31 protein-coding genes are annotated in these 22378 nt (G+C 43.4%); 24 read left to right on the top strand and 7 right to left on the bottom strand.

The window, feature by feature from the left end; translation table 11 throughout:
• Window positions 1-377 precede the first annotated feature (377 nt).
• From htpG to SULKU_RS14345, 7 genes are all read left to right on the top strand, one after another.
• Window positions 378-2258: a molecular chaperone HtpG gene (gene htpG, locus SULKU_RS05575; protein ID WP_013459966.1), complete on the top strand. Its 1881-nt coding sequence runs from the start codon at window positions 378-380 to the stop codon at window positions 2256-2258.
• Between the two features lie 64 nt (window positions 2259-2322).
• The gene (locus SULKU_RS05570; RefSeq protein WP_151174254.1) at window positions 2323-3012 is read left to right on the top strand and encodes a hypothetical protein; all 690 of its coding nucleotides are present in this window, start codon (window positions 2323-2325) and stop codon (window positions 3010-3012) included.
• Window positions 3013-3451: 439 nt separating this feature from the next.
• Window positions 3452-3895 (top strand): type II toxin-antitoxin system RatA family toxin, encoded by a 444-nt coding sequence (locus tag SULKU_RS05565; protein WP_013459964.1) that lies wholly within the window; start codon window positions 3452-3454, stop codon window positions 3893-3895.
• Window positions 3896-4098: 203 nt separating this feature from the next.
• The gene (locus SULKU_RS05560) at window positions 4099-4446 is read left to right on the top strand and encodes a 2Fe-2S iron-sulfur cluster-binding protein (RefSeq protein WP_013459963.1); all 348 of its coding nucleotides are present in this window, start codon (window positions 4099-4101) and stop codon (window positions 4444-4446) included.
• Between the two features lie 308 nt (window positions 4447-4754).
• A complete protein-coding gene (locus SULKU_RS05555; protein WP_151174252.1) occupies window positions 4755-5054 on the top strand; it encodes a hypothetical protein in 300 nt (99 codons plus the stop codon).
• Window positions 5055-5178: 124 nt separating this feature from the next.
• A complete protein-coding gene (locus SULKU_RS05550; protein ID WP_013459961.1) occupies window positions 5179-6405 on the top strand; it encodes a diguanylate cyclase in 1227 nt (408 codons plus the stop codon).
• Between the two features lie 43 nt (window positions 6406-6448).
• Window positions 6449-7300: an OmpA family protein gene (locus SULKU_RS14345; RefSeq protein ID WP_013459960.1), complete on the top strand. Its 852-nt coding sequence runs from the start codon at window positions 6449-6451 to the stop codon at window positions 7298-7300.
• Window positions 7301-7352: 52 nt separating this feature from the next.
• On the opposite strand, the gene SULKU_RS05540 is transcribed toward SULKU_RS14345, so the two are convergent.
• A complete protein-coding gene (locus tag SULKU_RS05540) occupies window positions 7353-7643 on the bottom strand; it encodes a hypothetical protein (protein WP_013459959.1) in 291 nt (96 codons plus the stop codon).
• Between the two features lie 102 nt (window positions 7644-7745).
• Here SULKU_RS05540 and SULKU_RS05535 point away from each other — a divergent pair, with 102 nt between their 5' ends.
• Window positions 7746-8249, top strand: coding sequence for a DnaJ domain-containing protein (locus tag SULKU_RS05535; RefSeq protein WP_013459958.1), 504 nt, complete (start codon window positions 7746-7748; stop codon window positions 8247-8249).
• A gap of 22 nt (window positions 8250-8271) precedes the next feature.
• On the opposite strand, the gene SULKU_RS05530 is transcribed toward SULKU_RS05535, so the two are convergent.
• Window positions 8272-8574, bottom strand: coding sequence for a monooxygenase (locus SULKU_RS05530; RefSeq protein WP_013459957.1), 303 nt, complete (start codon window positions 8572-8574; stop codon window positions 8272-8274).
• A gap of 66 nt (window positions 8575-8640) precedes the next feature.
• On the opposite strand from SULKU_RS05530, the gene SULKU_RS05525 reads away from it, so the two are divergent.
• The gene (locus SULKU_RS05525; protein WP_013459956.1) at window positions 8641-9078 is read left to right on the top strand and encodes a MarR family winged helix-turn-helix transcriptional regulator; all 438 of its coding nucleotides are present in this window, start codon (window positions 8641-8643) and stop codon (window positions 9076-9078) included.
• Between the two features lie 295 nt (window positions 9079-9373).
• The gene (locus SULKU_RS05520; protein WP_013459955.1) at window positions 9374-9835 is read left to right on the top strand and encodes a hypothetical protein; all 462 of its coding nucleotides are present in this window, start codon (window positions 9374-9376) and stop codon (window positions 9833-9835) included.
• 103 nt (window positions 9836-9938) lie between these two features.
• Here the strand turns inward: SULKU_RS05520 and SULKU_RS05515 are convergent, their stop codons facing one another.
• On the bottom strand, window positions 9939-10328 hold the full coding sequence (locus tag SULKU_RS05515; protein WP_013459954.1) for a 4Fe-4S dicluster domain-containing protein: 390 nt from the start codon (window positions 10326-10328) through the stop codon (window positions 9939-9941).
• Window positions 10329-10517: 189 nt separating this feature from the next.
• Between SULKU_RS05515 and SULKU_RS05510 the strand changes: the two genes are divergently transcribed.
• The 9 genes from SULKU_RS05510 (at window position 10518) to SULKU_RS15000 (ending at window position 16124) form a co-directional block, all read left to right on the top strand.
• Window positions 10518-10871 carry a 4-fold beta flower protein gene (locus SULKU_RS05510; RefSeq protein WP_013459953.1) on the top strand — a complete coding sequence of 118 codons (354 nt, stop codon included), beginning with the start codon at window positions 10518-10520 and terminating at the stop codon, window positions 10869-10871.
• A gap of 80 nt (window positions 10872-10951) precedes the next feature.
• A complete protein-coding gene (locus SULKU_RS05505) occupies window positions 10952-11815 on the top strand; it encodes a hypothetical protein (RefSeq protein ID WP_013459952.1) in 864 nt (287 codons plus the stop codon).
• 82 nt (window positions 11816-11897) lie between these two features.
• On the top strand, window positions 11898-12371 hold the full coding sequence (locus SULKU_RS05500) for a GNAT family N-acetyltransferase (protein ID WP_013459951.1): 474 nt from the start codon (window positions 11898-11900) through the stop codon (window positions 12369-12371).
• A gap of 51 nt (window positions 12372-12422) precedes the next feature.
• On the top strand, window positions 12423-12896 hold the full coding sequence (locus tag SULKU_RS05495; RefSeq protein ID WP_013459950.1) for a hypothetical protein: 474 nt from the start codon (window positions 12423-12425) through the stop codon (window positions 12894-12896).
• A 7-nt stretch (window positions 12897-12903) separates the two neighbouring features.
• The gene (locus SULKU_RS05490) at window positions 12904-13830 is read left to right on the top strand and encodes a glycosyltransferase family 9 protein (RefSeq protein ID WP_013459949.1); all 927 of its coding nucleotides are present in this window, start codon (window positions 12904-12906) and stop codon (window positions 13828-13830) included.
• 20 nt (window positions 13831-13850) lie between these two features.
• Window positions 13851-14681 (top strand): DNA/RNA non-specific endonuclease, encoded by an 831-nt coding sequence (locus SULKU_RS05485; protein ID WP_013459948.1) that lies wholly within the window; start codon window positions 13851-13853, stop codon window positions 14679-14681.
• Between the two features lies 1 nt (window position 14682).
• Window positions 14683-14937 carry a hypothetical protein gene (locus SULKU_RS05480; protein ID WP_013459947.1) on the top strand — a complete coding sequence of 85 codons (255 nt, stop codon included), beginning with the start codon at window positions 14683-14685 and terminating at the stop codon, window positions 14935-14937.
• A 149-nt stretch (window positions 14938-15086) separates the two neighbouring features.
• A complete protein-coding gene (locus SULKU_RS05475) occupies window positions 15087-15440 on the top strand; it encodes a hypothetical protein (protein ID WP_013459946.1) in 354 nt (117 codons plus the stop codon).
• A 534-nt stretch (window positions 15441-15974) separates the two neighbouring features.
• Complete coding sequence (locus SULKU_RS15000; protein WP_172633600.1) at window positions 15975-16124, top strand: hypothetical protein; 150 nt, start codon at window positions 15975-15977, stop codon at window positions 16122-16124.
• Window positions 16125-16170: 46 nt separating this feature from the next.
• Here SULKU_RS15000 and SULKU_RS05460 read toward each other — a convergent pair whose 3' ends face one another.
• On the bottom strand, window positions 16171-16590 hold the full coding sequence (locus tag SULKU_RS05460) for a hypothetical protein (RefSeq protein WP_013459943.1): 420 nt from the start codon (window positions 16588-16590) through the stop codon (window positions 16171-16173).
• A 156-nt stretch (window positions 16591-16746) separates the two neighbouring features.
• On the opposite strand from SULKU_RS05460, the gene SULKU_RS05455 reads away from it, so the two are divergent.
• Both SULKU_RS05455 and SULKU_RS05450 read left to right on the top strand, forming a co-directional pair.
• The gene (locus tag SULKU_RS05455) at window positions 16747-17058 is read left to right on the top strand and encodes a hypothetical protein (protein ID WP_013459942.1); all 312 of its coding nucleotides are present in this window, start codon (window positions 16747-16749) and stop codon (window positions 17056-17058) included.
• Window positions 17059-17067: 9 nt separating this feature from the next.
• The gene (locus tag SULKU_RS05450; protein WP_013459941.1) at window positions 17068-17643 is read left to right on the top strand and encodes a hypothetical protein; all 576 of its coding nucleotides are present in this window, start codon (window positions 17068-17070) and stop codon (window positions 17641-17643) included.
• 2 nt (window positions 17644-17645) lie between these two features.
• Here SULKU_RS05450 and SULKU_RS05445 read toward each other — a convergent pair whose 3' ends face one another.
• Window positions 17646-18377, bottom strand: coding sequence for an endonuclease/exonuclease/phosphatase family protein (locus SULKU_RS05445; protein WP_013459940.1), 732 nt, complete (start codon window positions 18375-18377; stop codon window positions 17646-17648).
• Between the two features lie 11 nt (window positions 18378-18388).
• Complete coding sequence (locus tag SULKU_RS05440; RefSeq protein ID WP_151174248.1) at window positions 18389-19837, bottom strand: phospholipase D-like domain-containing protein; 1449 nt, start codon at window positions 19835-19837, stop codon at window positions 18389-18391.
• Between the two features lie 11 nt (window positions 19838-19848).
• Here SULKU_RS05440 and SULKU_RS05435 point away from each other — a divergent pair, with 11 nt between their 5' ends.
• Genes SULKU_RS05435 through SULKU_RS05425 form a run of 3 tightly spaced genes read left to right on the top strand, consistent with a single transcriptional unit; the run spans window position 19849 to window position 22134 of the window.
• On the top strand, window positions 19849-20763 hold the full coding sequence (locus SULKU_RS05435; protein ID WP_013459938.1) for a DUF234 domain-containing protein: 915 nt from the start codon (window positions 19849-19851) through the stop codon (window positions 20761-20763).
• 10 nt (window positions 20764-20773) lie between these two features.
• On the top strand, window positions 20774-21280 hold the full coding sequence (locus SULKU_RS05430) for a 2'-5' RNA ligase family protein (protein ID WP_013459937.1): 507 nt from the start codon (window positions 20774-20776) through the stop codon (window positions 21278-21280).
• Window positions 21280-22134 carry a M90 family metallopeptidase gene (locus SULKU_RS05425; protein WP_013459936.1) on the top strand — a complete coding sequence of 285 codons (855 nt, stop codon included), beginning with the start codon at window positions 21280-21282 and terminating at the stop codon, window positions 22132-22134. Before SULKU_RS05430 ends, SULKU_RS05425 begins: the two co-directional genes overlap by 1 nt.
• Here SULKU_RS05425 and SULKU_RS05420 read toward each other — a convergent pair.
• Window positions 22131-22340: a hypothetical protein gene (locus tag SULKU_RS05420; protein WP_013459935.1), complete on the bottom strand. Its 210-nt coding sequence runs from the start codon at window positions 22338-22340 to the stop codon at window positions 22131-22133. The two genes, SULKU_RS05425 and SULKU_RS05420, sit on opposite strands and share 4 nt — an antisense overlap.
• Between the last annotated feature and the right edge of the window lie 38 nt (window positions 22341-22378).

Here is a 22378-nt window from a genome sequence, read left to right as displayed (position 1 = left end):
GTAAACAAAAGAAAATCGCCCTCACACCAGAACGCTAGCGGTACGCGTTAGCCCTACGGCACGCGACCTTGCTCTTGGTGTGCTGTGAGGGCATCATTGTTTTCATTAAATTCCCGCAATCCATTACCTAGAGCCGCTCCGGAGGCAGTCGTGCCGAGAGGAGCGAAGCGTTTTTGGATTGCGGTATGCTCTTTTGGTACTTTTCGGCTAAACAGAAAAGTACATATCTTTCTTTTCTAAAAAGAAAAGTACAAGAAAAAAACATTACAAAAAGTAAGTTTAGTGCATTTGACTAAACTTACTTGATACTTCTTGCATTATTAAAACTATTTTGTTACAATCACAGCTCAAATTTTTAAACAATAAAGGATAGTCACATGGCAAAACATCAGTTCCAGACTGAAGTCTCACAAATCTTGCATCTCATGATCCACTCTTTGTACTCCAACAAAGAGATTTTCGTCCGCGAGTTGGTTTCCAACAGCTCCGACGCACTTGATAAACTAAACATGCTCGTCCTTACCGACGAAAACTACAAAGGGGTCAACTTCGCTCCGCGCATCGACATCGTCATCGACAAAGAGGCGAAAACACTCTCTATCAGCGATACGGGTATCGGTATGAACGAGACCGATCTCGTTGAGAACCTCGGAACCATCGCGAAATCGGGAACCAAAGCGTTCTTGGAAAAACTCAGCGGCGATCAGAAAAAAGATTCCAAACTCATCGGTCAGTTCGGGGTCGGATTCTACGCGTCGTTCATGGTAGCGGACAAAGTCGAAGTTATTTCTCGCAAAGCGGGTGAAGAAAGCGCGTACAAATGGTCATCCATGGCGGGAAGCGAATACGATATCGAACCCGCAACACGCGATTCTCACGGTACGACGATCATCATGCATCTCAAAGACGATGAAGCGGAGTTCCTAGAAACGCACCGCATCGACTCTATCGTTAAAAAATACTCCAACCACATCCCGTTCCCGATCTTTATGGACAAAGAGGAGTGGGTAGCACCGGCAGAGGGTGAGGAAAAAGGTCACAACGAGATCGTTAACAAACAAATCAACAAGGCTAACGCTCTGTGGACAATAAGCAAAAACGACATCAGCGACGAAGAGTACAAAGATTTCTATTCGAGCATCGCGCATGATTCATCTGAGCCGCTTATTTGGATGCACAACAAAGCGGAGGGGGCGTTAGAGTACACTACCCTCTTCTACGTACCGTCTAAAGCGCCGATGGACTTGTACCGCGTTGATTACCAAAGCGGTATTAAACTCTACATCAACCGCGTCTTCATCACCGACGATGAAAAAGAGCTTATGCCGACCTACCTTCGTTTCCTTCGCGGGGTGATCGACTCTGCCGACCTTCCGCTCAACGTCAGCCGCGAAATCTTGCAAAGCAACCGCGTGATGGCGAAGATCAAAAACGCATCGGTCAAAAAAGTGTTGGGCGAGCTTGCTAAATTGGCGGAAAACGACACCGAAAAATACGACGCGTTCTATAAAGAGTTCGGAAACGTCCTCAAAGAGGGTCTTTACAGCGATTTCGGAAACCGTGAGAAAATCCTAGAGCTTCTCAAACTCAACACACTTAATGCTCACGAGCCGGTAATGTTCAGCAAATTCGTCGAGGGTGTCGATGCCGAGAAAAAAGAGATTTACTATATCACGGCAAAAATGTCTCTCCAAATGCTCAAAAACTCCCCTGCCCTAGAGCGTTTCAAAGCCAAAGGGATCGATGTGTTGGTGCTCAACGAAGAGATCGACACGATCGTATTCCCGATGGTGAGCGAGTACAACGACTATAAATTCGTCAACGTCACCGATGCGAAACTCGAAGAGTCCGAAGAGGAGAAAAAAGAGCACGAAGAGAAAGCGAAAAGCCTAGAGGGCTTCGTCGGACAGCTCCAAAATGCTCTTGGGGAAAACGTATCGAAAGTCGAAACGACCTTTGATCTCACCGAGTCAGCCGTATGTCTGAAAGTCGATAAAGAAGACCAAGGGTACATGATGGCGCAGATGATGAAACAGTTCGGAAACATGGGCGGGGATTTCCCGGCTCCGAAACCGATCCTCCAAATCAACCCGAACCATGAGTTGATCAAAAAACTCAGTGATTCAGCGGATATGAACCTCATCGACGATGCGGCGCATGTGTTGCTCGATCAAGCGAAACTCTATGAGGGAGAGACGCTTGCGGATACTGCAGGGTTTATTGCACGTCTTAATCGTATTATGGCGAAAGCGCTGTAAGTCCTCCGTCATTCCCGCGAAGGCGGGAATCCATTCACACTATCTTGAGAAATAACAAGGAAATGTGAAAGAAAAAGAAAGGTTTTGTATGTTTGAATTATTTCTTTCTGCAATTGGAGGTGCATCAATTGCCATAGCCATAGCAGCTTATCTAAGTAAATCATTTATCAAAATTCAAACAGATAAAATGTTAGCACGTCATATTCATGCCTTGGCTATTGAAAAAGAGAGATTAGGACATGAACTTGCAGTTGAATTACATCAAAAAAATCTACGCATATCTAGATATGAACAAGACAAAATTGAAGCACTAAAATCTTTATATGAAGCGGTAATTAATTTATACAATTCGCTTGGTGAATTAAGAAAATATGCAAGTCTTGATAAAAATCAAGATTTTGCAGCTTCTTATTTTAATGGCTTAAAAAATATGTTCCTTGAGTTAGCTAAAGCTTTTACTGATATTTCCCAGACATATCGTTCTCTTGAATTAAACTCAGTATACATAGATATTGAAACAGAACAACAACTAAAAACTATGATTGATAGTATACATATTTATTATACAAAAGCATTAGCACGCTGTGATCAAATTTTACTCGAAGCTCAAAACTTAGGAAGAGCGCTAAATAGTGAAACACAACCCATAGAACTCGTGACTTTATGGAATGAAATGGCATATAACTGGCAAAATTTAATCGATCCGAGTGCTAAATTATTAAAAGAAGCAATACGTTCTAAATTACAAGTTTAAAAAAAGCGGACAAACTACTTTTTCTTCCCTTTCTCTCATCCCACATTTCAAAACAACTCTCTACTTTTCTGTTTAGCCGAAAAGTAGCAAAAGAGCATACCGCGATCCAAGAACGCTCGTTCCTCTCGGCACTGCTGCCTTCGGAACGGCTCTAGGGTTTGGATCACGGGAATGTATCTATTTATTTTCGCTTTGCGAAAATTATTCTTTCAAAATTTCCTGCCGCGAAAACACACCAAGAGCCCAGCCGATGGCAGAAGTGCCGAATCGGCTGGAAGCGTTCTGTTTGAGCGGCGATTTTCTTTTGGTACTTTTCTTATGAAAAAGAAAAGGACATAATATCTTTCAATATGTAATACAATTCCAAGCTAACCTAACACGGCATTACAATAACCGATCAAAAGGTGTTTGACAATGCCAAAATATAGGAAATCAAACGATGAAGCAAATACACTCCATAAATTCCATTACGATACCATTTCCAGCCGAAGAAATATGGATGATTCTTACAGATATTACATCTTATTCTCTTTGGTGGCCTTCGAATGTCAAAATTAAAGTCCTTAATATTACAGAAGATTTTATAGGTTCTCAGGTAGAAGTTAGACCTTACGGTGGAATACCATTTTTTTGTGAGTTCTCTGAGTGTGTTACCAATGCTAAACTTGTTATGCAATATTCAGGTATTTACTCCGGATTAGGTGTTTGGACACTTACAGAGACAAATGGCCAAACAAAACTAGATTATGAAATAAATTTAGAGATAAATAATCTATTTATCCATCTTTTATCCTATGTGGTTCCCGTTGATACAATACACCACAATCTAATGAATGAAGTGCTTTTGGGTTTGGAAAATAGGCTCAAAAATTTTGTAAAATAGATATCTGAAAATAGTAAAAAAGGGAATAAAAAAGAAAAAAAAAGGGGGCAGCCTACTTTTTAATCCGATTCTCTCAACACACACCTCCGTACTCGCAATATCAGCCTAAAAATTAGGCAAAAAGCACGCTATTCATCGCTTGACTTAGAACATGGATCGTACTATCGTAGTAGGTGAAATTTGTGTTGTGTAAGGAGTTAGAAATGTATCAGGTTATTTTTTCAGAAGAGTTCCCGGGGCATGGAAGAGAACGAGGATTCAGAGCGTCACCTGCGGATGTCCTGCTTGCGATTGCCAAAAATCATAATGTACAAATCCCGTTTGACTGTGAAGACGGCGAGTGCGGAAGCTGTGTCGTAGAGGTCGAAGAGCTCGGCGAAAAAAGTGCATTTCATATGACCGACAAGGAACTCGATAAATTGATGGCTTTGGGTGTGATTACCCAGGCCGAAGCTGATGAATTGACCGAAAAAGACGTTATGTGCAAATACCGCCTCGCCTGTCAGTGCAAAATCTGGAATGACATCAAAGTCAAACCCTACAAAAAATAATCTCTCCTCTCGTTCCCAACGTCCTCGTTGGGAATGCAAATTTTCCTACCTAATTTAAAACATTTCTCTACTTTTCTGTTTAGCCGAAAAGTAGCAAAACAAGCGTAGCGCTCCCGAAGGGATGTTTCTCTGAAAAGAGCATACCGCGATCCAAGAACGCTCGTTCCTCAGCGTACCGCCAGCGTTCTGGTGTGAGCGGCGCTTTTCTTTTGGTTCTTTTCTTTTCTAAAAAGAAAAGGACAAACTTTCAATCATCATTAGAATACTTTATGTATACCGTTTCAAACCATCGCACGCAGGGAGAATACTTGAATCCATGTTTGATACGTATATGTGAACGATTTGAAACGATTGCCGATTTTCTCGCACACCGATCACCGGAACAAGACGAGGTCGTAAGTACTCTCTTTATCGATTTTCTGGAGTGTTTCGCATCGTTGCAATCAGAAAAACTGGAGTATCCCAAAGAGTTTCAAAAAGACGTGAAATACTATCTCCAAGGCGAACCGGTCATGATGAAACAATTCGAAGATGTCGAATTTAAGTATTTGATGCTGAGCGATTTTTACGATTTTTGCAGGCTGACAAAAAGGTATAAACAGATATAACCTCTAAAACTCTCTTTATGTACTCATAAAAATACTTGTTATACAATGAAAAAAGATACCTTTATACACTAAAAGACGTGCACGTATCTGATTTGCGGATTTCATTTGATGAGGGAAAAAATACATGTATCGTCAGATAGTATACTTTAGCATCGGTTGGATTGTTATCGTACTCTGTTCCTTCGGATGGGGATATTACAATAGCAGTCAGAAAGATGAGCAAAACATCCTAAAAGTGAGCCGTGCTTTCTTCGATCAGATTGTCCTCACCCGTGAGTGGAACGCTTGGCACGGCGGTGTCTATGTCTATGCTGATGAAAAGACTCCGCCCAATCCCTATCTTAGCAAAGACCCGGAGCGGGACATCTGCCTCAAAAACGGAAAAATACTGACCAAAATCAACCCCGCCTATATGACCCGTCAGATATCCGAGCTTGCCGCACAGTACAACGGAGCTCAAATTCACATTACAAGCCTCAAACCCATCCGGCCGGCAAACGGACCGACGCCATGGGAACGAACAGCCCTGAAAATGTTTGAAACGGGAGTCGATGAAGTGGGCACCTTTACCGACGGGCACTATCGCTACATGGCGCCCTTAATCTTGCAAAAAAGCTGCCTGCAGTGCCATGCGGAACAGGGATACAAAATTGGAGACGTCCGCGGCGGTATCAGCATCACCCTCCCCTACAACCGCTACGCTTCCCTCTGGCCGCGCATCGCCGGCTATCTGGCAGTCACCGTAACGGGACTCCTTTTTATCCAATTCTTCGGACGCCGCCTCGCCAAAGCCTACCGAATGCTCGAAGAACAGAGCATCATCGATCCCCTGACAGAGATCCCGAATCGCCGATTCTTCATGAAACGGGCCAAAGAGGAGTTTCAGCGCGCCGAACGCGACCATACCCCAATTGCTCTGATCATGGTCGATATCGACTATTTCAAGGGCTTTAACGACCGCTACGGCCACATAGAGGGAGACGTTACCCTAAAAACAGTGGCCGAAACGATGAAACAGCAGTTGCGTCGTCCGCCGGACTGTATCGCCCGTTACGGTGGGGAAGAATTCGTCATTATGCTCCCTAATACCACGCCGGAAGGAGCTGCCAAAGTTGCCGAGCTGCTGCGTACCGAAATCGAAGCCTTGAAGATCAACAACGAAGCGTCCAAGTGCGCCGACGTCGTGACCATCAGCCTCGGTGTCGCGACCGCTCCCCACGACGGCGTCTCTTTCGAAATCCAGCTCAAGCAGGCGGACGAAGCGCTCTACGCCGCCAAACAAAATGGGCGCAACCGCTGCGAGAATACGATCGTCGAGCCAACGGAGAAAAAAATATCGAGTGTTTTTTAATCTAAGTTATAATGTTCGCCTACCCCATCAAAAGGAGAAGATTATGAGATTCGCAACCGTATCCATCCTATGTGGCGTAATGTTACTCAGTACCGGATGTGTCAGTTCAAAGACACATGAGGCAACATTACAAGAACTTGAAAACACACGGAGCGCTTTAGCTTCGGCACAAAGAACCGTCAACGAACAAAAGCTCCAGATCAAACGTAACCAAGAAGAGATCGAGCGCTACAACAAAGAGATCAATGAGCTGAAAACGAAAAAGCAGGAACTCGAAGCGGAGTATCAAAAACTTCAGGCATCTTTGAATACAACCCGTATGGAACTGGCCGAAAAACAATCCATGCTTAATCTCACCGAAAAGCAGCTCAAAACGCTCCGACAGATCGAAGCAGAGACCCAAAAACGCAACGAAATCTACGCCCGTTTTGTCGGAAAACTGCAAAAAATGATCGATGCGGGCAAACTGACGGTATCCATCGAAAACGGACGCCTTGTCATCAACCTGCCTGAAAATGTCCTCTTTCCGACAGGGCGCACTACCCTAAATGCCGGAGGTAGCGAAACGCTCAAAGAGATCGCCGATGTCCTCAAAGAGCTGCCGGAGCGCCGTTTCCAAATCGAGGGACATACCGACACCGTGCCGATCCATAACGACCGCTTCGCCAGCAACTGGGAGCTCTCATCCGGACGTGCGCTGAGGGTTGTGCATCTGATGATCGATGAGGGGGTACAGCCTGCGAACATTTCGGCAGCCGGCTACGGAGAGTTCCAGCCCCGCGCTGATAACAATACCACAGAGGGGAAAGCGCTTAACCGCCGTATCGAGATCGTCATGCTTCCGAATCTCGATCTCCTCTCCAACGAGCTTCCTAAGTTGCCTCCGTCAAAATAATATTTTCGTGACGCTTTCTGCCGTTCCCGCTCTCCCGAGTGGGAACAAGCGTCTACACAAACGTAACGTTCTGCGCTTTAATTCTCTTCATATCATCTTCGTCCAGTCCGTCGATAGCATGGACGAAACAGCACGGTTTCTCTTTGATCTGTTTGTGTATTTCCCAAAACGTTTCTCTGTCTTTGACGATGTAAATGTTTTCGGCATACAATGCCTTCAGCGGCAGACCGATACATCCGTGCGCGAGGGTGATCGTGAGCAATTCCATCATCTCATTGTTGATCGTGATTCCTCCGTTGCCTTTGAGCAGTATGACCTTCGGGGATATGCTGTTTCGTGCCATGAAAAACCTTTTATCATTCCATATTCATTTACCGTTCCACCGCGGTAGCACATATTTTGCATTATGTATTAAAACCTTTTATCCCACGGCAGGAGAAAGAGCATGCAAGAGATCGAATATGAAGAGTGGATCATTTGGAACGCTTCATTGGGTATCCGCGATTTTGTCACCATCGGTCGTATCGACACCACTGAGAGCGTCGCATGGCTGGATGCCCCTTATGACATGGTAGGACCGTTTTCTCTGGATGAACTCATCACTGACGGGTTCATCCGTTTTGCCGCGTGCGCCGTCATGTCCAAACAGCGATGGCAAACCGACCGGGAAGCGCTGAGAGAAGAGGCGCTGAACAAACGCCGCAAAGCTCAAAAAGAGTTCTATGATGAACTCGAACGGCACAACCGACGCAAGATAAACGCCATGCAATGCAGCCAAAGGGAGTATCGTTCCGTATTGAACCTCCCCCAGATAGGTGCGCTGGAACTTTCCCAGATCAAATCCGCCTACCGAAAGGCCGCTAAAAAAGCTCACCCCGACGCCGGAGGCTCTCAGGAGATGTTTATCCGCATCAAAGAGGCATGCGACGCTCTGCTGGAGTTGGTATAGTTTTTGATCTGATGTTTAAAAATTATTTCGTCGGAATCGACAACGCGCTCAGCGCTTCGTTCACCGCAAAAATCTTGCCCCGTATATTGCTGTATCCGAATGCCTGTAGGCGCTCCGTATGTTTTTTCAAATACCGTTGCGCATCCTCTTCATTATCAAACAGATATATCCCCCCTGCTTCCTTGGTCGCTTCGTTTTCCGTCCACAGCTTTGAAATCAGCCCTTTTTCATTCGCGATGTCTTTTGCCAAATCTTCCATTGCCGTGCTCAGTTCGTCACCGAACGGTCCGTTATGGGGAAAATCGACTTGCAGAAGGTATCTCATGTTATACTCCTTTGAATATTTATAGAATCATAATTCAATACATCCAATTTGTCAACTAGGTTTACAATGTCAATCTGCTTTTTATCGTTAGAGACCAGTAAAATATTTAATCAGCTCATTCTGGATGAACTCTCATCTCAGGGATTTGAGGGGCTGAGCAATGCGTTGATCGTCCTGTTTCCCTACATCGACGAGTACAAAGGGATCACTACCAGTACCCTTGCGTCTAAAATCGGCTATACCCGACAGGCGATGCACAAGAATCTGATCAAACTTGAGACTCTGGGCTACATTACATTCGAGTCCGGAGAAAATAAAAAAGAGAAAGCGGTTGTATTGACCCAAAAAGGCTCTGAGCTAATGAAAAAAGCCACGGTATTCATCGAAAAGACCCAGCAGGAACTCTCCGGACTTTTGGGTGAAAAAGGGCTGCAGGAATATATGGAGTATCAATATAAAGTGGTCACTTTTCTTACTCATAAAAAATCGAATAACGCTCAGTAAATCAGCCATTTCAGCATCCAATCCTAATATATTTCAGAACGGATCGACTCTCGTATCAATCTCAACAGCCTAAGTCAAAAAGGCCTACACTAACCAATACCCTCACTAATTGCCAAAAAAACCTCTCCTTTCCGTCTGTACAAAATGACAATATATCTAAACATAAATTGATAAAAAAGAATAAGTTGATTTTAAACAAAAGAGCGTAAGATTATTATTAATAGTAATAAAATATTAGTAAATAACAATAGGTTGGAGTCTCTGGATTCTATCACTTCAATTCAAAGGAGCAATCATGATAACCGGAATCGCCGCAAGCCAGCTTGCGAAAATGGGTGAAAATGAGCTGTATGAAAGCCTAGGTGCCCTCCATAAGGAGAGTAAGATAAACTCGTTTCGCCTTATGTCGCTCGATAAGCTGACAGGCAACGTGAGCATTCAAAAAGACGAGGATGCAGGACGCTTATTTTTCCAACGGCTAAACAAACAGGCGTATGACTTCTTTTGCGGAGGCTGCGGACACGGAAAAGATCAAAGCTGTCTGGATCATCTCAAGTCGGCACTCAATATCAGCAATGATCAATCAACAATGATTTCGGCAGTAGCTGGGCTACTTGGAGCCAGCTTGGGGTGGAGTGCCGTGATAGCGGGTATCGTTGCGGCAATCTTGATTAAATTCGTGCTGCCAAATGCCGTAGAAGAGTTATGTAGGGTGTGGGGAGAGAATATTTCAGATGTAGCGGGCATAAGTATTTAAGTTGACTCGATATGATCAGAACAGATCTAAAATTCCTTTTCTAAACAAGATAATAAAGAGATTTCCTGTCTCGTATCCCCTCTTATGAAGGGGATTCATAAACCTAATTATAAAGCTTCAGCGTCTGTCCCACACTCACGTTCATTTCTCTCTGTTCCATCGGGATAGACTCGCGCCAAGGCATCGGATTTACATCCGGAGACATGAGCCCCTTTTTCTTGTGCTCGCGTATCACGTAACGGTCACTGAATACGAAGTAGTCATTATATTCCGCAATGTAGGGCATATCCCAGACGATACAATCTTCGGTCGGACAGACATCGGCGCATTTAGGGACTGCGGCATCGACACACTCGATACATTTCTCGGGCTTGACGTAGGTGTACTCTCCATTCTCAAGCGGCGATTCGTCGGCACTGACAATGGCCGTCGCGGGGCATTCCTCTATACATGCGTCACAATTGATACAAGAATCGGTAATCAAAACAGCCATAAAATACCCCCTTTAATTAGTCAAATACTGTGCATTAAGCATTCTTAAAAGTTTACCAATCTGCCAAACGGCTTAAAACTTAATATAATGTTTAATGTTTTTTTTTACTACAAAACATTGTTAATTCTTTGATAATTGTCTGCTACAATGATTACCCTCAAAAAAAATACGGCGGAGGAGAAAACAACCATGGAACCCATATTTAACCGTCACGGACGGACAATCGGATGGCTTTATAACGGTGTCATTTATGACCGTAAAAATTACTGCAGAGCATTTATACGGGACTTCAATGTCTTTTCCTACAATGCTCAACATCTTGGGATAATTCATAAAGGTGTCTTTTTTGATAAAAGAGGGCAGCGCATAGCCTATATGGACGAAGCTTCCTATGATCCGAGGCTTCCGATCCCTGAGATCTCGCCTCCTCCGCCTATTCCCTCATCCGCTCCGCAGGCTCCGATGAACACGGTCCCCTCAAAGACGCTCCGTGACTCAAATCATTGGAGCCCTCTAAATTGGGAAACTTTTTTATACGGATAAAATTAAAGAGCAGGTCTTTCCCTTAGAAGCGATAAATAGATATAATCAATTTATCAAACTTCTAAAGCGGTAAAAGACTCATGCGCCTATTCAACATCTTCTCTATCTCTTTTTTGCTAATTCCCATTTTATCCGCAAACGAAACAATCACCTATACCCTAAACGGCCAAAAAGATCCACGACTTGGTGCCGTATACGAACTCACCTATGTTGCCACAAACAAAGAGAAAGAGTGCACTGAAAAACGGGAAAATTCGCTTGTAGCCAAAACAAAAAAAGAGCTGTTTGAGGTGAATGAAGACACGTATAACCTCCGCATTATCGTCAATGCAACACCAAAAGAGGATGACAAATGCGCATACGAATTTCAATCGCTTAATCTGATCGTCAAACGTCTATACGATGAAGAACGCTACAATCAATTTCCCGTCGTAGGCCGCTACCCTTCCGCTTCTCCGCGGCAAAAAGGCAATTGGGCCATACCCGTTTATAACGGCACAAAAGAGGGTACGGCTTTACCTCTGGGATTTTTTAACAAACGCAATAAAATCCCTTACGCATACCGATCGGATGAAAACTATTTTCGTCTGCTCTATCAAACCAGATTCAACTGCATGACATCCCGCACTGATGAGTCGACGCACGCGGAGTTTATGTGTCTTATGGATATCTCCGATCCCCTTTATCGCTATCAGCCCTGCGACTCCTCAAGTCCGAAACCTCAAGATGAATGCGGTACGGTTCACCATTCCCAGTTTGAAATAAACCGTTTGATAGATCAAACTTTTACTATCGATATCATCGCCGATGACTCAAAGTCGATGAAATGGAATACATCCAAACTAACCATGGAAAACGATACGTTTCAAATGCCGAATCCATCCGTATGGGAAAAGTTCAAACATTTGTTTACTCCGTTTACACTCGATATCTTCCCTTTTTAAATGAATAATACGGCTGCATTATGTAATCTTTAAAAGCTGTGAATATGCTAGTATTGCGCATCTTAAAAATAATACGAGTTTTATGCAGATCATCCCCGTTACAGAAGCCAATATAGGCATTTACTATAATCTTGCCCAAACGTATGAAGCTGAATTTTCGCCTCTCACACAAAAACAACCTGATCCCTCGGGGATGTATGAGCTTGATACCTATCCAGGAGGCGATGTACTCGCTTTTTTGCTTGAAATTGACAATACTCCCGCAGGGATCGCCGCCATCGCCCGCAAGGGGGATCAGGGCTACGAAGTATGTGAATTCTACGTCATTCCCCGCTTCCGTAAAAACAGTATAGGGATGCGATTCGCACACGCCATATGGAACAATCACCCCGGATCATGGGAAATCAAACAACTTGTCGCGGCGGATTACGCCACCCGCTTCTGGCGTAAAACGATTCAAAGATATGAGAACACTACATTTTCCGAAGAGCTCTACGATGATCCCTACTGGGGGAATGTAACACGCCAACAATTTATCATTAATTTTATGCACTAAAGTGATTTCAGGCTATAATGGTTGCTATATATCTGTCGAAAAGGAGCAATCATGTCACAAGCCATTTTCAATGCCATCGCATTTCAGGACCTTGAAACGCTTGAGCAATGCCTCGAAAGCGGTGCTTCGCCTAAACTTCCGAATGACGAGGGGATTGCACCTCTGACTCTCGTCGCTTCCCAGATTAAAAAAAGCTTTGAGGAAGGGGCCTACCAAGAAGAAGATATGTACAAAAAGATGGCGGCAATGCTGATCGTCCACGGGGCTCCAGAAGATGACCTGCATCATGAATGCGGTGAAGTAAGCAATCTCTGCCGCTTCATCTGCCGCCATGTCATTGACCTCTCTCTCGCACAACAAGACTCACGAAGAATTTCCGAACTGATAGATGCGAACCGTCTGTGGTTTGAGGGGGATGATGTAGAGTTGAAAACAGCGTTTATCACTGCCATCGAGAAAGGAGACAAGAACCGGATCGATGCAATGTTCGACAACGGCCAAGTCCATTACACCTACGAACAATAAAAGATAAATGGAAAAGCGTTTTCTAGAAACGGAGCCGTTTTACTATAGCCGAAAATATGCTTCTCAATACGGATGTGATCTATCCCTTCCCAGTTGGGCGGCATTGGGAAGTATGGTTGTATATACGCGATTGATAGAAGCTTACGCCCTCAAACTTGGTAGACCTCTTAAAATTTTAACTGCTCCCCATTTTTATACGGAAGAGACTATCGCTCTCAACGAGAGACACTATCCCATACTCGATGAAAATCCGTATATTAAAGAGATTATCAATGCAGATCTTATTGATATAAAAATCATGCGTGAAGTTTCCGCTGAGATGGACAATTTCCCCCAATTAGGCCATATTACTGAAAATATCTGTGCGCCTTTTGGACTAAAGCCGCGAAAACTGCATGGTGATTTATACCTTACAAAAGAGGAAAAGCAAGCCGCACTGGAGACATTGAGCCATTTACCGAGACCCTTGGTCGCATTATGTCCTTATGGAAATTCATCTCCGCTTCAAGAGAGTGATTGGTACGAAAGAAAATGGTTGATGATTATTCAAAAGCTAAGCGATGACGCAGGTTTTTTTCAAATAGGACATGATAAATTTAATCATAAAGCGCTGCCGATATTTACCCCTATGAACACAACTGTCAGGGAAATGATGGCTTTAATATGGGCATGTGACATATATGTCGGGTTCGATACAGGGCCATCGCATATAGCAGCCGCATTCGAAAGACCGGCCATGGTGATTTGGGATGCCGTTAGAAAAGCCAAACTCGAAGAAAATAAAGAACCCGGATTTTCCCTTGCTACAATGGGCAGATGGACCTACCCCCATACTAAAAATTTAATCTTGCTTGGTGAAAGAGAGAATGAAGGCGTTTCATGGGTAGTCGATTTTATTTTAAATACGGATGTAATGAAACAAACGAGAGGATGAAATAATGGTAAACTTCGTCCATGAAATTATTACTCTCTTTTTGCAGTTCTCTACTCCTTTCTGCCTCTTTATTCAGTGCTCCGACCCAATGTGACGGGCTCTATTTCGGCAACGAAGCACCCGATATTTTAAACGCCAAACTACTTCCGAAAACCCAAGAGCTATGTTACAGCAGCTTTGCAGTTATGCACTCGGGAGTCTCTCGAACACCTTTATGGAGCGCTGAGCATCTCACTAAAGAAAGATTGCGCCATAAGAGCAAACGAACGAACGATTTTCATCCCGAAGAGCGGTTAAAGGGCGATGAACGTGCCGAGCTCTCCGATTATGCCAGATCAGGATATGATCGCGGACATTTGGCACCCGCAGCCGACATGGGAAGCAAAAAATCTCAGCATGAGTGCTTTACCCTCGCGAATATGGTTCCCCAAAATTCCGAAAACAATCGCGGAATATGGTCGGCGATCGAAAGTGCTACGCGCTATCTGACAAATCAAAAAGGCGAGCTCTATATTATTACAGGACCCATCTTCAGCGGTTCACAGATCAAACGTATAGGCGGAAGAGTATTGGTGCCGACCAAGCTCTACAAAGCGATCTATGATCCTTCCAGCGGACAGGGTGCCGCCTATATCGTTACCAACGCCGCCAGTGATGAGTATGAAGTTCTCAGTATTGCCCGACTCGAGCAAATAAGCGGACTGAACCTTTTCCCAAAAATGAGTTCAAGCGCAAAAGAAAATACGATGGATTTGCCCGACCCGCAGGAGCGTCGCGGCGGTTCGTACAACAATACGACGAATAAGGATATAATATATTTAATCGAAAAACTTTTAAAACGGATGTTCTAAAATGCCCACACAATCTTTTATGGCATACGAAAACGAAGCGGAATCATTTCAAATCGATAATCTGACTGTCGAAAACCGTTTGGACCGTATCTCGATCTACGGCTCGCTAGAACTTACAAAAGACCGTCACGGGCTTGAATCTGCCCTAACGCTAAAACGCCTTATCGATGCCTCAGTCGATGCGCTGAAACGGGATAAAAATTTACCCGATCGTATTGAGACAACCCCTTCCGAAGAGATTAGCAACCCTTTTTAAAAATAACGTTCTGCCGCTCACTCTCATATTCAGCATAGCAACCAATTAGAAACATAAACTAACTAAACTTATTTACACTACTGTAAGTCGATCTTAATCATAATACCAAACATCCATTGTTAAATTTTAATATAAACGGGGGGACAGATATGGAAAATAAAACTTCTATCATGATCAGTTCAGTTTGTATGCCTCTGGGGGCGGGAGTAATGTTTTTCTCTCTTCTCTCTGAATTCAGTATCCTTTTCCTCATAACGGGAGGATTAATAATGCTGCTTCCTCTCGCACTTTTCAAAAACACGTTGAAAGGTTCTGCCTCTTATGATAAAAAAACATATAACTGGTATCGGGAAAAATACCCTGATAGCGTTCAAGGCGACATTGTTACATGTTCGAGATGCGAAACTAACACTCTGGATATCCGACCGTTGAAAAACGAGATATTTAAAAGAGAAATTTACTGTACAGAATGCGGAAAGACCCTTTATTATTTCAATATATAAAGGTAATAACTTTCTCAGCAACAAAGAATAATCGGATACGCTTTTTTGAGAAAGGGTTAGGAGAAAAGAATGGACAGGTTTAATTACCTATCCGGAGAAAGAAAAGGCTTTTAAGCATGGAATCTGACACTCTTGTCCCTCTGATAAGAAGCGTACTCATCGTTTATCTCGGAATTGAAGTAATTTATGGATTCTGGGTATAGGACTACCGATTCCATACCGCAAATCGGGCACATGACGACCATGTCTCCATCTACCCACGCCGTTTCTACATCTTCACTTTTGCAAAAGCCGCATTCAGATTTCATAGCAACGTCCTTTCCGTTAAATATAACACTTTACAACTAATAAAATTAAATTAATGTTACTTTTTTTATTACTTCAAAATCAATGCAATAAATATAAATTTTAGATCAGGAAAAGGGAATATTTTTGTAGAATGGCATTAATAAAATATTTTTTTTGCCGATATGGTTTCTGACAATTTTTAAATGAGCTTTTTTAATGAAAACAACTAAACTTTATTCTCGATTTATGACTTTTTTTCTGCTTCTGCTTTTCGGATTCGCTATCGGTGCCAAGTCAAGCGGACTGGATACGTACCGCTTCGCCATCCTTATGACGGTAATCGGGGTGATATCGATATTCCATGTTAGAATGATGCGTAAAAAATTTGCCCGATAACAAAAAGCCCAAAGCAATTCAAGTCGGACTCTTTATTTTCTAAATTCTATTGCACGACAATATGGTCGAACTCACAAAACATTTTGGTGGCCGGATCTTTATGGACAATATGATTGGCTTCCAGTAACCGTTCGCAAACGCTATCGATCGATTCACCCTTTCTCAATATGATCAAGCTCCCTTTGAGTTCAAATTGTTCATACAGATTAACCAGTTTTTCCAAGGCACATCTAGCCCCTATATAATCTACAAATGTGAATAAAACAGCGATATAGTGTTCATTTACTTTTTTGATAACATCACTTTTGCGTACACTGTCCATAAGATGCGCTTTATCGATGTCGTAATCATCGCACGCGACTAAAGCCAAATTGGCATCAATGTTATATCGTTCAAGTGTATAAAGAGCCATTTTAATATCCTGTTCAAACGCAAGTTTTAAATCAGTTACGCTCAATTCTTTCATCTAATCCCTTGCATCTCATAGAATATTTTATTATATTAACAAAGATCGATATTTTATCGTGTATCTAAATTTTTAGCAAAAATAACTACAATACGATACACAAAAGGATACGAAGGATACCTCATCAAACCGCCAGCTACCAACAAAAAGCCCTCAATGTCGCGGGATAACAAACATCATCAGCAAAGTTTTGCCCGCAAAGCACCGCCGAAAAAAGAGAACATCGAAACGACCCAAAAAAATGAAATCAAAGCGATGTTCATGAACTGGTTCAAAAGCAGTCGTTCGGTTGCGGGAGATATCATGACCAAACAAGACGTCATCAGCGCCATTTTGAAAAAACTCGATTCCAAGCAAGACCGCCCTTTTCAAATCGCGATGGACGAGCTCAAAAATGACGGATTGATCGAACTCAAAGAAGACGGTGTGACGGTAGTCCTAACCCAAAAAGGTGCCGAAAAGCTTTAAGGAACAGCTATGATCGAAAAACTTGCATTATCGCTACTAACCGTATTCTCTCTTATTACCTCCGCTCATGCGGCCGAAAATACAACCGCATGGGAGCTGTTTGACTGGATGGACGCCGCTTTGAGCGGTGAGTGGAAACTCTCACCCTCCGAAGCACAGACCGGTACGGAATCGTATAAACATAAAGCAGTTTTGCCTCTGGCAGGAACCGACACAACGGCTATGGCGTTCAAACTGATCGGAGGCGAAGTGACGATCCAAGAAGACCTCCTCCCCAATACCTCAAAGCAGATGGTCACCATGTATCATTGCAAAGATATCGCGTGTACCAACCTCAAAGCAACCCATTACTGCTCCAAACAAAATCAGCCGGAATTTCTGGCGAATTTCAAAGAGAGCACACCGGAACGGTTTGTATTCGACTGCGATATGAGCACTGAGCTGTGCCGATCGGATGAAGACCATGTCCATCAGATCATACATGAAATCTCAAATGAGGGAAAACACCTAAAATCATCCTATCTGAGCTGGAAAGAGAAAAAGCCCCTCCAAAACAGTTCGATTTATCATTTCGACCGCAAATAAGACTACACAGAGCGAAAGCGGGCATACAACGCATTATGATCTGAAAGATGTTGGACATCGACGGCACGGCTCTCGATCAATTGCAGCCCCCGATAAAATATATGATCCAGTTTATGATTCATAAACGATTTAATCAAGTGGCTGTGTTCGATCTCGCTGTTTTTTAGATCCAAAGCTTCCGAGAGCTTCATCAGATATTCCATCCGCTGTTTATTCCAACTGTTAAAATCCCCCGTCACGATCATCGCCCCCTGGTGGTGGCGTATCGCATCAAAGATGAGTTCGATCTCTTTGTGGTAGATATTATCCGCTCTGAAATTGATCGCATGAAGGTTAAGCAGTAAAAGTGGCTCACCGCTGTAGAGCGTGTAGGTTGAAAAAATCGCACTTTTTCGGGTTTGGATCATCCCCTCGCGATGGGAAGAGAGAATCGAGAAACTATTGTTTTCAGGGATGCAGGAACCGTTTAAAACTCCGTATACATGGTTCAAAAATCGGATATTCGGTGCACAGGAAAAATGAAATTTTCCCGGCAATGATGCAGAAGAAAGATTGAGTTTTACCTCCTGAAACGCCAAAATATCAATCTTGTAATGCTCAAGCAGTTCAGAAAAAAAGCGGTTAAACCGGTATCCGAGATTCTTCTTCTGGACATTCCAGCACAAAAGTCCGAAATCCTCAGGTAACCGATTTTCTTCATGCGGTTCACAAATATGGCGAATTATCCCGGGCATAACAATTTACTCTACAGTTGGGGTGAAAAGATACGCATAAAGTTTTCCATGATGAGCCTTTTTTTTGATCCTTTTTTCATTCCTATTATCGAATGTTTCATAAGGCTTTTTATCCACTCTTCCATCTGAGTGATAATCGGCGGAGAATAGACGAAACTGACCACTTCATAATTAAGGAACAAACTCCGGTTATCAATATTGACCGACCCGAGCATCACCGAATAATCATCAATCAAGACAGCTTTGGTATGAAGCATGTTTCCCTGGTAGAGCATTACACCTATACCGTTCTCTTCAGCCTCTCGCATATAACTGCTCCGTCCTATGTCGGCAATCCAGTGATTCGTTATCTGCGGCGTGATCAATCGTACATCGACCCCTTTGTGTTTGGCAATGATCAGAGCGCGTAAGATTGTCTCATCGGGGACGAAATAAGGGGTAACGATCCATACTCTCTGCCGTGCCGAATAGATGGCATTGAGCAGTGCTTCATACAAAGCGTCGCCGCTCATATCCGGACCGGACGGGACGACTTGAACACGGCTGTTGCCGATGCCGTTTACTTCCTTTTTTATTACACTACTTTTTTGCCCCGTCGCATATTCATAGTCGGCATAAAAAATTTCTAAGTACGTCACAACAGCATCCCCTTCAAGGCGAAACATCATATCGACCCACCGTTTTTTCATCGGCTTAGGCCCAAGATACTGCTCCTCCAGATTCATCCCTCCAGTGAGTACGATACGTTCGTCAAACATATATATTTTACGGTGATTGCGCAGATTGATGTAGTTTTTCAGCGGGTGTTTTAAAATAGGCATAAAAAATACCGCTTTTCCTCCGGCATTTCTCAAAGTTTGGAGCGGACGCTGATTAAAATAGAGCTCAAAGGAGCCGACACTATCGATCAGTATTCTAACATCAAGTCCCTCTAACGCTTTTTGCGTCAATGCTTTTAAAATTGGTTCGGACGTTGAGTCATTTTGCAAAATATAGGTGCTGATATAGATTGATTCGCGTGCATTTTCGATCTCATTCATCAAGATAGTATAAGCCTCAACGCCCTCAAAGTACAATTGAAGCTCATTGTGCGGTGTCGTGTTCGAAATGGCATGTGAGGAGAGTACCGTTTCAATGGGGTTAAGTTCTGTCATTTTCGTGGGATGAAGCGTGCGAAGATTCAAAACCTTTTTTTTGCATTTTTGACGTATTTTTCGATTTCCGAAAATAAAATAGAGGATGAATGCGGGAAACGGAAACATGAGAATCGCCATCGACCATGCAAGTACGGTGCTGTGATTTCTCCGCCAATAAAGCATATGAAGCATCGTTACGGCTTGTGCCGATGCCACCAATCCTACATAAAGGATAATATAATCCATGATTTCGCCGCCCTGCTGTTTCTGTACTTTATTATACCGTTCCTGATCCGTAGGATATAATACTGAAAAAGTACTCAAGGCTTCCCTTTATGAACAAACACCCTTCCCTTCTTCAGCAATTTCGATCATTTTGTTTTCAAAACAACGCAACCGATATCGAAAAAGCGATAGAGTATTTTGCCGTGTTCGGAGGTATGGGATACAGTGTCGATCTCTCCAAACCGCTCGAAGAGCTGATCGAAGAGAAGGTTCTGAAAAACTACCGCTATATCCATGCCGATTTGACCAAAATCACCCAAAGCAACAAAGCGCACCATGCCCTCCTCTCTGCCGTCGCGCTGGGCGACCGACGCGAACACTCTGCCTACCGACGTGCCGATCTCAGCCGCAAAGAGGGTGAAGAATCCGCTGCTTTTTTAATCAAATTCGGCCTTCTGAGCCGCCAGGAATCCCAAGCAGACCCAATCGATGAGAACGAAGAAAAAAGTGACCGGCTCATCTTTAACGCTCCGTTTTACCGTTTCTGGTTCTCTTCCGTATCACCGTATTACAAGGGGATCAAAGAGGGGGATTTTAAAGAGATGAAAGAGAAATGGGAAAACACCAAGCAAAGCTTTTTCGATCAAATCTACGAAGGACTCGTTATCGCCCTCGTCAAACAAAGTTACAAAGAGGACTGGATAGCCAAAATCGGCTCCTACTGGGACAAAACAAACGAAATCGAAATTTTGGCTAAAACCAAAGGGGGAAAAGTGATCGCGGGATCGTGCAAATACGCGAAATCCAAAGCCAATAAAAGCGAACTCTCCAAACTTCAGGAAAAATGTGCGAAAGCGGAACTCACGGCCGACATCTACGTCATCTTCTCCAAAAGCGGATTTTCAAGCGAGTTCAAAAAAGAAAAAAGCGATACCCTGAAACTCTATTCTCTCAAAAATCTCAAATCACTGATGGAAGATCTGAGCGAAAAAGATCTCCTCGTCAATACCAACAAAAAATACTGATGATCCTATTATGAACCGCCTGTTCCTTGCCGTTCCGGTTCGCCTCTACGACTATGAGAAAATCCGATCTGATTTCTCGCCGCTTTTAGAGGGACGATGGCGAGACGAAAAGCACCTCCATATCACTATCGCTTTTTTAGGAGAGCGATTTAATGCCGATGAACTGATCGAAAAACTTTCACACTTTCAGTTCACGTTTACCGTATCCGAATTAACCCGGTTTGATTATTTCGCCAACAGCCGCGTCTTTGTCACAACGACATACAACCCAACTCTTCAGCATCTGTACGATCAGCTTGCATCTCTACTCGGACTGGAACACGTTGTCCTGAATCCTCATGTAACACTGATGCGCGTCAAAAACATCGTTGAGCCGTCTGCATTTTTTAATTGTTTGGAGGGGTCATCCCAAACGCCTATAGGGATACTTGAGCCGAAAATCGCACTGTATCAAAGTCATCTGTATCCGACCGGAGCCCAATACGAAATACTAAAAAAATGGAGCCCTTTTAACTGATGGATTACAGCCTCGCCCTCCTCCTCATCTTCGCCGCTTTGGGAACCTTCTTTTTTGCGGGGCTGTTCTACAACGATTTTCGGCGACAAAAACGCTTAGAGGAGATCAAAAAAATCCCTTTCAAAGAAGAGTACACCCTCTTTCTCGACAAAACGCCCCATTACCGAAAGCTCACCGATGAAGATCGGCAAAAAATTCAGCGTTCCATCGTCTATTTCATCCATTCCAAAGAGTTTATAGGGATAGGTCTACATGTGAGCGATGAGATGAAAGTGATTATCGCTTTTTACGCTTGTCTGCTGCTTCTGGGGAAAAATACCCAAAACTGCTATGACAATCTCAAAACGATCATCATCTATCCCCACTCCGTCATGATCAACCATGTGCGCTCATCCGGAGGGATATACGCCAAAGAACAGTTTATGATAGAGGGGCAATCGGCAAACGATACGGTCGTTATCACATGGCACGAAGCCAAAAAAGAGTCCTACCATATGCGTCATAACAACGTCATCATCCATGAGTTTGCCCATGAAATCGATTTTATGGACGGTGCGATCGACGGGATACCGCCGATTGAGAACTCCAAATACGACGGATGGGTAAACACCCTGCATAAGGAGTTCGACCGTCTTAGTTCCATCACCCTTAAAAACCGCGGGTGGGGAAAGTACAAACTTCTCGATGCCTATGCCGCCAACAACGAAGCGGAGTTTTTTGCCGTCGTTACCGAACGCTTTTTCGAATCACCCACAGCGCTGAAACTCCATTTTCCGGAGCTTTACGAAGAGTACAAGGATTTTTATCAGATCGATACGGCACAACTTTTCGGGTCTAACCGTTCGAAAGATTAATAAAAATCGTATTTTCCCGCTTCAATATCCGCTTTAATCGCATCGAGAGAGTCTTGCATAATGGAAAGCAAAATTTTTGCCGCTTCGCGATCATCGCCCTCCGGTACGTCCCAATCGGTGATCGTCATATTGGCTTTAAACATTAGTTTCATCGCACTTTGAATCTCTTCTTTTCGATTTTCAAGATCTTTTTGAACCGCATCCATATTAAATCCCCTCTTTTCGATTTTCTCAATCCATTATA

The organism is Sulfuricurvum kujiense DSM 16994, from assembly GCF_000183725.1.
Classification (GTDB): domain Bacteria; phylum Campylobacterota; class Campylobacteria; order Campylobacterales; family Sulfurimonadaceae; genus Sulfuricurvum; species Sulfuricurvum kujiense.
The sequence above is the reverse complement of the archived record's forward strand: the minus strand, read 5'-3'. Positions and strand labels throughout refer to the sequence as shown.